The sequence below is a fragment of the Hymenobacter coccineus genome (assembly GCF_001816125.1).
Taxonomy (GTDB): Bacteria; Bacteroidota; Bacteroidia; order Cytophagales; family Hymenobacteraceae; genus Hymenobacter; species Hymenobacter coccineus.
On record NZ_MDZA01000407.1, the window covers coordinates 20,523 to 28,707 of the forward strand.

General features: G+C 62.8%; 3 protein-coding genes. 1 reads left to right on the top strand and 2 read right to left on the bottom strand.

Translation table 11 applies throughout. From position 1 onward, the window contains the following. Positions 1–247: 247 nt before the first annotated feature. Complete coding sequence (locus BEN49_RS18660) at positions 248–3,022, bottom strand: hybrid sensor histidine kinase/response regulator transcription factor (RefSeq protein WP_083326239.1); 2,775 nt, start codon at positions 3,020–3,022, stop codon at positions 248–250. A gap of 594 nt (positions 3,023–3,616) precedes the next feature. On the opposite strand from BEN49_RS18660, the gene BEN49_RS18665 reads away from it, so the two are divergent. Next, positions 3,617–4,717: a porin gene (locus tag BEN49_RS18665; protein WP_070745955.1), complete on the top strand. Its 1,101-nt coding sequence runs from the start codon at positions 3,617–3,619 to the stop codon at positions 4,715–4,717. A gap of 212 nt (positions 4,718–4,929) precedes the next feature. Here the strand turns inward: BEN49_RS18665 and galA are convergent, their stop codons facing one another. Further along, positions 4,930–7,821, bottom strand: a complete 2,892-nt coding sequence (galA, locus tag BEN49_RS18670; RefSeq protein WP_204376163.1) for a beta-galactosidase GalA — start codon at positions 7,819–7,821, stop codon at positions 4,930–4,932. Between the last annotated feature and the right edge of the window lie 364 nt (positions 7,822–8,185).

An 8,185-nucleotide genomic window follows, 5' to 3' on the forward strand; every position in this document is an offset into this window, starting at 1 on the left:
GCAACTGCGGCGCAACGGCCTCAGGCAACCCGGCAAAACGAATGGAGCAAAACAGCCCCGGTGGCTTTACGGCTCAAAATTCCGCTATCTTTTCCTCTTGCAGCTTACACGATTGATTCTAAACCTTTCGAGTTTGAATCAATATCTTTGATAAATACAAATTGATAATAATCAAGTATTTATAATAAAAATGCCTTTCAAAATAAAGACGCGCTTTCACTTTTTACACCCTGTTTTCACTTTTGATTCACGTGGTGGGCGTGCTATGCAGGGCCCGAAACTCGGAGGGCGACAGCTGGTAGCGCCCCTTGAAGCTGGTGGAGAAATAAGCGGGCGACGAGTAGCCCAGCTGGTAGGCTACTTCCGCGATGGTGAGGCCTTCTTCGAGCAGCAGCTGGCGGCTCTTGGTGAGGCGCAGGCCCTGGATGAAGTCGGTGACGCCGGTGCCCAGCACGGCCTTCACCTTGCGGTAGAGCTGCACCCGCGAGAGGCCCAGGCTGCCCGCTACGTCGTCGACGCTCAGCTCGGGCCGCGCCAGGTTGGCCTCCACAATGGCCGTGAGGTCGGCCAGGAATTTCTGGTCCACCCGCTGCTGGGGCGGCACCGTGGCGGTGTCGGTACTGAGCTCGCGCCGGAAGTGCTCGCGCTGGCGCTGGCGGTTGCCGAGCAGCGTGCGCAGGCTTTCGAGTAAAAACGCGGGGTTGAAGGGTTTGGTGAGGTAGAGGTCGGCCCCCGCCTGCACGCCCTCCACCTGCTGTTCGGGAGCCGAGCGCGCCGTGAGCAGCACCACCGGAATGTGGGAGGTGCGCCAGTCGCCCTTCAGCTGGTTCACCACTTCGAGGCCGCTGCGGTCGGGCAGCATCACGTCGCACACCACCAGGTCGGGAATGGTGTCGGCGGCTAGGCGCAGGCCGGTGGCCGCGTCGAGGGCCGTTTGCACCTGGAAGTGGGGCCGCAGCTTGCGGGCCAGGAAGTCGTTGACCTCCGGGTTGTCCTCAATGACTAGCACTAGGGCGGCGCTGGTGTCGCCGGTGGCAAAGGCCGCGTCGGGCAGCATCTCGGCCAGGTCTTCATCCAGGGTAAAGGCCGCCGCCACGGGCATCGACACGGGCACGGCCGAGTGCAGCGCGTCGGGCAGGGTGAGCGGCAGCGTGACCGCAAATGTGCTGCCCTGGCCTGGCTGGCTCCGAAACGTGAGCTGCCCTTGGTGCAGCCGCGTGAGGCCGAGGGCCAGCGCCAACCCCATGCCCGACCCTTTTCCACCGGGCGCCTGCCCTTGATAAAACCACTCAAAAACGTGGGCCTGGTCGTGGGCACTGATGCCCGGGCCGGTGTCCTCCACGCTAACCCGCACCTGCCCCGAGGCCGGCACCGGCTCGATGCTCACCGTAATCTGGCCCTTTTCGGGGGTGAATTTCAAGGCATTAGCCAGCAGATTGAAGAAGACCTTATCCAGAATATTCACGTCGAACCACAGCCATATCGCCGGCTCGGCTGGCAAAAACCGCAGGCTGACGCCGCGCTGCCGGGCGGTTTTTTCAAATACATCCATGATTTCGCGCACGAAGGCCACCAGGTTGCCCTCCGTGGCGCGCACCGGCATTTTGCCCACGTCGATTTTGCGAAAATCCATGAGCTGATTTACTAGCTGCAACAGGCGCTGCGCGTTGCGGCGCACCAGGCTCAGCTCGTGGCGCTGGCTGGGGGCCAGCGGGGGCCCATCGGTGAGCACTTCCTCCAGGGGCCCTAGAATGAGGGTGAGCGGCGTGCGCAGCTCGTGCGAGAAGTTGGTAAAAAAACGCAGCTTGGCTTCCGTCTCCACCCGCGCTTGCTCGGCCAGCTCCTGAATCTGGTTGCGCTGCGAGCGGATTTCGTTGTTCTGCTGCGCTAACGTTCGGGTAATGCGACGATTGGCGCGCAGCGCCCGCCACACCAGCAGCCCCAGCACCGCCGCCCCCAGCAGCGCCGCTCCCAGCACGTAGAGCCCGCGCTGCTGGCTGGCAAAAGTGTGGCGCTGCGTTTGGAGCAGCTCCTGCTGCCGCTGAATATCCTGCTGCTGACTAGCCAGCTTTTCGGTCTGCATCCTCATGGTCAGCACGTTGGTCGAGTCGATTACCATGGTGCTCAGCATGTTTTCCTTCGCGTAAGGCTCGTGCTGTAAGATGTGCATCGCCGTGCGAATGGCCTCCTCGCCCCCCGGCGAGTAGAGCAGCGTGGCTTCGATAATGCCATCCTGCACCAGCTGCAGGCCACCCTGCGGCCCGGCCAGCCCATCTACCCCCACCACCCGTACCTGCTGGGCCAGGCCCAGCTGCTTGCAAACCTGGTAGGCCCCCAGCGCCATGCGGTCGTTGTGGGCAAAAATCAGCCGCACCGCGGGGTGCGCCCGCAGCATGGCCGGCAGCGCGGCCAGCACCGAAGGGCGCTGCCAGGTGCCCTGCACTTCGGCTACTACGCGCACGTCCGGAAAAGCCGCCAGCGCCCGCATCAGCCCCTGGTGGCGGTCGCGGGCCGGCGAAGAGCCCGCCGCGCCCAGCACTTCCAGCACCTCGCCTTTGCCCCGCAGCAGGCTGCCGATGTAGCGGCCCGCCGCCTGGCCAACCTCCTGATTATTGCCCCCCACGTAGGCCGTGTAAAGTTTAGAGGTAGTGCGCCGGTCGAGGATAACCACCGGGGTGCCCCGGTTAAAGGCTTCTTCTACCAGGGGCGTTATGGGCTCGGCTTCATTAGCCGAAACAATCAGTAAATCAACCTTCTCCCTTAGAAATTCGCCCAGTTGCTGCTGTTGCAGCGTGCTGTTATCGTGCGCATCCTTGAGGCGAAACTCTACGTTGGGGTAGAAGCTCAGTTCCTTCTTCATGCCCGCTAGCATAGCCTGACGCCAGGCATCGTTCATGGTGCACTGCGAAAAGCCAATGACATAGTGCGGCGCGGGGGCGGCGTTCACTTGCCCAGCTTGCCAGCAGCTTAGCAGCAGGCAATTCCACAGTAGCCAACTTTTCCATCCAGCAAAGTGCTTCATGACCCTAAGGTAGGCGCCACTCTTTTAACCAAAAGCTGACATGGTTGATAGATGGCAAAGTAGTGTTTTAGTAAGGTGGCTGCGCATTTAATCGGCCATCGACTGCTATTTTTTGAGTAGCGGCAAGGTAGTTTAGCCCTGCTGGAGCGACAGCGCGTCACAGCCTGAATACTCGTCTTCTGCCAGTATAAGCCAGTTATAGAAGGCTTTACATATGGCGCGGGCACCGCTTTACGTGCCTGGCCACTAAAGCACGGCTTTTTAAGCACTACGTGTATGGTCCTGGGGAGTCATGTCATAAATGGGGTTTCTAACTCTTGTGCAAGTTCGTGGAACAAGTACTTCCTGGCAGCGCCCGCACCACCCCGGCCATTCGCCGCCCCATCCGGGCCAGTTCGGAATTGCCCCTACGCCCTGCCGGAACCCATGCTACCAGAAGCCATTGCGCACCGCTCCCGCTCGGCCTCCCCTCCCCCTTTTCATTACTTTGGGCTGGCGCACGTCTTGCGTTGCCGGTGGCATTTAGCCCCAGCTGGCCCAGGTAGGGCCCTACGAGTGGCGCGAAATTAACCTCCTGTAAATCAATTGTTTTTTATGAAGAATTTTACTCCTATACTGGTTGCAATGGCCCTGGGGCTGACCGTTCGGCCCGCGGCGGCGCAGGAGGCGGCCGCGGCCGATTCGGCCAAAATTACCGTGTACGGCTACATCGACGGATACTACGGGTTCGATTTCCCGCACCCTAACAGTACCCAGCGACCCGAGTTTTTCTACTCCCACAATCGGCAGGACGAGTTTACCGTGAACCAGGCCCTGGTGGGCCTGCGCTACGACAACGGGCAAGTGCGCGGGGCCCTGGGCGTGCAGGGCGGCACCTACCCCGAGGCCAACTACGCCGCCGAGCCAGTGCTGCTGCGCAACATCTACGAGGCCTGGGTGGGCTTCCGGCCGTTCAAAAAGGCCTGGCTCGACGTGGGCGTGTTTGGCTCGCACATCGGCTTCGAGTCGGCCATCTCGAAGGATAACTGGACGGTGACCCACTCGCTGGCCGCCGAGGGCTCGCCCTACTACGAGGCCGGGGCCAAGCTCAGCTACGCGGCCTCCTCGAAGGTAACGGTGACGGGGCTGGTGCTGAATGGCTGGCAGAACATCCGCGACAATAACCGGGCAAAATCGGTGGGCACCCAGGTGCAGTGGCGGCCTTCGGATAAGTGGCTACTGAATTCGAGCACATTTTACGGCAACGAGCAGCCGCAGGATTCGGTGCCGCGGGCGCGGTTTTTCCATGATTTCTACGCCACTTACTCGCCCAACGCCCGCTGGTCGGTGCTGGGGCTGTTTGATGTGGGCTGGCAGCAGCGCGGGCGGCCCGGCACCCCGGTTACACCCTGGCACACGGCGGCCCTGATTGCGCGCCACCAGCTGGCCCCGCGCTGGTGGCTGGCGGCCCGCGCCGAGTACTACTACGCCCAGTACGGCGTGGTGGTGCGCTTCCTGGACCCCACGCCCGCGCAACGCAACTTCTTCGTGCGCGGCGGCTCGCTCAACGTCGATTACGCCCCCAGCAAGCACGTGCTGGTGCGTCTGGAAGGCAAGGTGCTGAACTCCAAAAATGCCCGCTTCCCGAGCAACGGCAGCGGCGGACCCGCTACCAACTACGGCAACCTCACCGGCACCGTCGCCCTCTCGCTATAAGCCGGCGCTGGGCCCCTATCCATGTAAACCGGCGCTGGGGCCCCTGCCCGTTGTCAGTTGTTGGTTAGCTGATTCATAAGGCACCGTCGCCCTCTCGCTATAAGCCGGCGCTGGGCCCCTATCCATGTAAGCCGGCGCTGGGGCCCCTGCCCGTTGTCAGTTGTTGGTTAGCTGATTCATAATTCGCTAACGAGCAACTGCTAACGGACAGCTTAATTGGAATGTCGCTGGGGCGCGGCGGCTGAGCGAATCTTTAATACGCTGGTTTTAAGGCCGGGCGCGGTAGCCGTGAGCGTGATTTCACCCGCGTCCTGGGTGGTTTGCACCAGCACCTGGGCCAGGCCGTTGAAGGTTTTGCGCTGCCAGTCGGCCGCAGGAGTGCGCACCTGGATGGAGCCGGGCAGGGCGTTGAGCACGTCCCACGGCTTATTTTTGACCAGGGGCGTGGCCACGAACACTACGCTGTTTTTGCCGGGCTTCAGCAGCGCCGCGTCCAGCACAAAGCCGTTTTTGACGGCCTGCTCGCCGGTCAGGTTTTGGGCAATGGCGCGGCCGTTGACGTAAATGGTTTGCTCGCGGCCGATGGGCTGGTAGAACAGCGTGACCGTGGCGCCGGCCAGCGTCGGCGGCAGCTCGAAGCTGCCCCGCGTGACGTAGTACTTGGCCGTGGGCACGAGTTGGGCAGCGTCGTACTGGCGCGGCGTGAAGGCGGGGCCCCAGCCAGCGTCGTCGAAAGCAGCCGTGGTTTCGGGGCCCTGGGCCATGCTTTTGGCGGCGCGCTCCTTCAGGTTTTCGATTTGCACGACGCTGATTTTGTCGATGTAGCGGTCGGGCTCCAGCGACGTGGGGTCGCCGTTGCCCACGCCGATGATGCGGCCGGGGCCCTGGAGGCGGAAGGTAATTTCCTGGTTGGCCGTCGGTACGGGCAGCTTGTTCTTGTCGGTGAGCTGCACCGTGACGATGGCCAGGTCTTCGCGGGTGGCCTGCACGGCGGGCTTGTTGGGCAGCAGCTGAATGGCGGCGGCCGCGGCGGCGGTGCGCACCACGTCGGTGGCAATTTGCTTGCCGTTGCGGTAGCCCACGGCCGCCAGCGTGCCGGGCGCGTAGGTTACCTGCCATTCGAGGTGCCCGTTTTTGGGCATTTTCTGGCGGCCCTGGCTCTTCTTGTTGAGGAACAGCTCCACCTCGTCGCAGTTGCTGTAGGCCCACACGGCGATGGGCTGGCCCTCGCGGCCGGGCCAGTTCCAGTGGGGCAGCAGGTGCAGGGTGGTCTGGTTGGTCCACCACGATTTCAGGTACCACACGTTGTCCTTCGGGAAGCCGCACAGGTCCATCATGCCGAAGTACGAGGTGATGGATGGCCAGCCGAACGGCGTGGGCTCGCCGCGGTAGTCGAAGCCCGTCCAGATGAACATACCCGCCAGGTAGGGCCGCGCGGCGTAGTGCTGCCAGCCGCCCTCGATGCTGTAAAACTTGGGGCTCGGCTTCTCGTCGTAGGCCGCGCTGTAGTGTTTATCGTTGTCGACGAAGTAGATGCCGCGCGTGGCGTGGGTCGAGCCCTCCTCGGTGCCCCAGCTGGGCTTATCCGGAAATTTGGCGTGGTAGGCGTCGGTGTCGCCCTGGCCGATGTAGTTGAAGCCCATCACGTCGATGGCCGTGGAGGTGCCCTGGCCCCAGCCCCCGCTCACGGCTACCGTAATGGCCCGCGTTGAGTCCACGGTTTTGGCAAAGGCCTGCATGGTGGCCCCGATTTGGGCCCCCAGCGCGTTGCCCTCGATGGCCCATTCCTCGTTGCCAATCGACCAGCTGATGACGCTCGGGTGGTTGCGGTCGCGCACGATCATGCGCTTCAAGTCGCCCAAGTTGGTTTGGGTGCTGCCCATCATCCGGTTCTCGTCGATGACGAGCATGCCGAGCCGGTCGCAGGCGTCGAGCAGCTCGGGCGTGGGCGGGTTGTGCGACATGCGGTAAGCATTACAGCCGAACGACTTAAGCTGCAAAATGCGCCAGTCTTGCAGGGCGTCGGGCATGGCCGTGCCCACGCCGGCGTGGTCCTGGTGGTTGTTGGTGCCGGTGATTTTCAGGTGCTTCCCGTTCAGGAAAAAGCCTTCGTTGGCGTCGAAGCGAATGGTGCGCACGCCGAAGCGCGTGCGGTACTCGTCCACCACCTGGCCGCCCTGCCGCACGCGCGTCACCAGCGTGTAGAGGTAGGGCGACTCCAGCGACCACAAGTGGGGCCCCGCCACCGGCACGCGCACGCGCACTTCCTGCTGCCCGGCCCCAGATAGGCGCACCGGGCTGGCCGGGCCAGTGGCCACGGTTTTGCCCGCAGCGTCCAGTACTTCCTGCACGACGTCAACCGTTTGAGCGGTGGCGCTGCCGTTGGTGAGCGTGGCCTGGGCCGTGATGGTGGCCGCGTCGCCAGCCACCTGCGTGGTCACGAACGTGCCGTTGGGGGCCACGTGCACGGGGGCCGTTTTGGTCAGCCACACGTGGCGGTAGATGCCGGCACCTTCGTAAAACCAGCCTTCTTCCAGCGTGGCGTCCACGCGCACAGCAATCACGTTGGGCTTGCCGTCGTAGTGGAGGTAGTCGGAAATATCGTACTGGAAGCCCTGGTAGCCGCTGGGCTCGGTGCCCAAGTAGTGCCCGTTCACCCACACAATGGAGTTGCGAAATACCCCATCAAAATCGAGGCTGATGCGGCGGCCCAGGTCGCTGGCCGGCACCGTGAACGACTTGCGGTACCAGCCCACGCTGGCGTTGGGGAACGGCCGCCCGATGGCCCGGAAGCCGTGGCTGAAGCTGGCCTTTTCGTCAAACGGCTGCTCCACGGCCCAGTCGTGGGGCAGGTCGAGCGGGCGCCAGGCACGGTCGTCGAAGTTCGCGGCGGCGGCCCCGTCGCCGTAGCCGGTTTTGGCCAGGTAGGAGAAGTAGCCCACGCCGTTGCCAAAGTCCTGCTTGGGGTCGAAAGGGTGGCCGTAGGCAAAGCGCCAGCCAAAATCCATCAATAAATGCTCGCGACTGGCGGGCGGCGCGGCGTGGCCGGGCGAAGAAGAAACGGCCCCTGCCAGCAGGAGTAGCAACGTGAATAAGTGGCGCAAAGGCATCAGGCTAATAAAATGGGGCTTTGATCTCCACCGCCCTGGGGCCCCAGGCAACGGATCGGCAAGGCAGTTTAGCGGCAAAGCTAAAATGTTTCAGCACCCCTTATTGCGCGTATTATTGCATTTAACGATGGATAAATTCGATTGCTAGCTACCTGCTGTTACGCAGTGCTTTGGTTTGGGGGCCAAGAAGGGCGTAGCGCGAACTTTGTAGTTCGCGCTACGCCCTTCTTGGCCTTAATGGCGCAAAGACGCGAACTACAAAGTTCGCGCTACTGAGCGCTGCGTAACAGCAGTAACTACTTAGGCCCACCGCTTGGCCAGCCGCCAAGCGAAGCGGTGCTACTTGCGGGGGGCCCCC

What these genes read in the sequence shown, in the direction of transcription:
- BEN49_RS18660 (WP_083326239.1), bottom strand. Translation starts at nt 3,022, where the DNA reads ATGAAGCACTTTGCTGGATGGAAAAGTTGGCTACTGTGGAATTGCCTG.
- BEN49_RS18665 (WP_070745955.1), top strand. Translation starts at nt 3,617, where the DNA reads ATGAAGAATTTTACTCCTATACTGGTTGCAATGGCCCTGGGGCTGACC.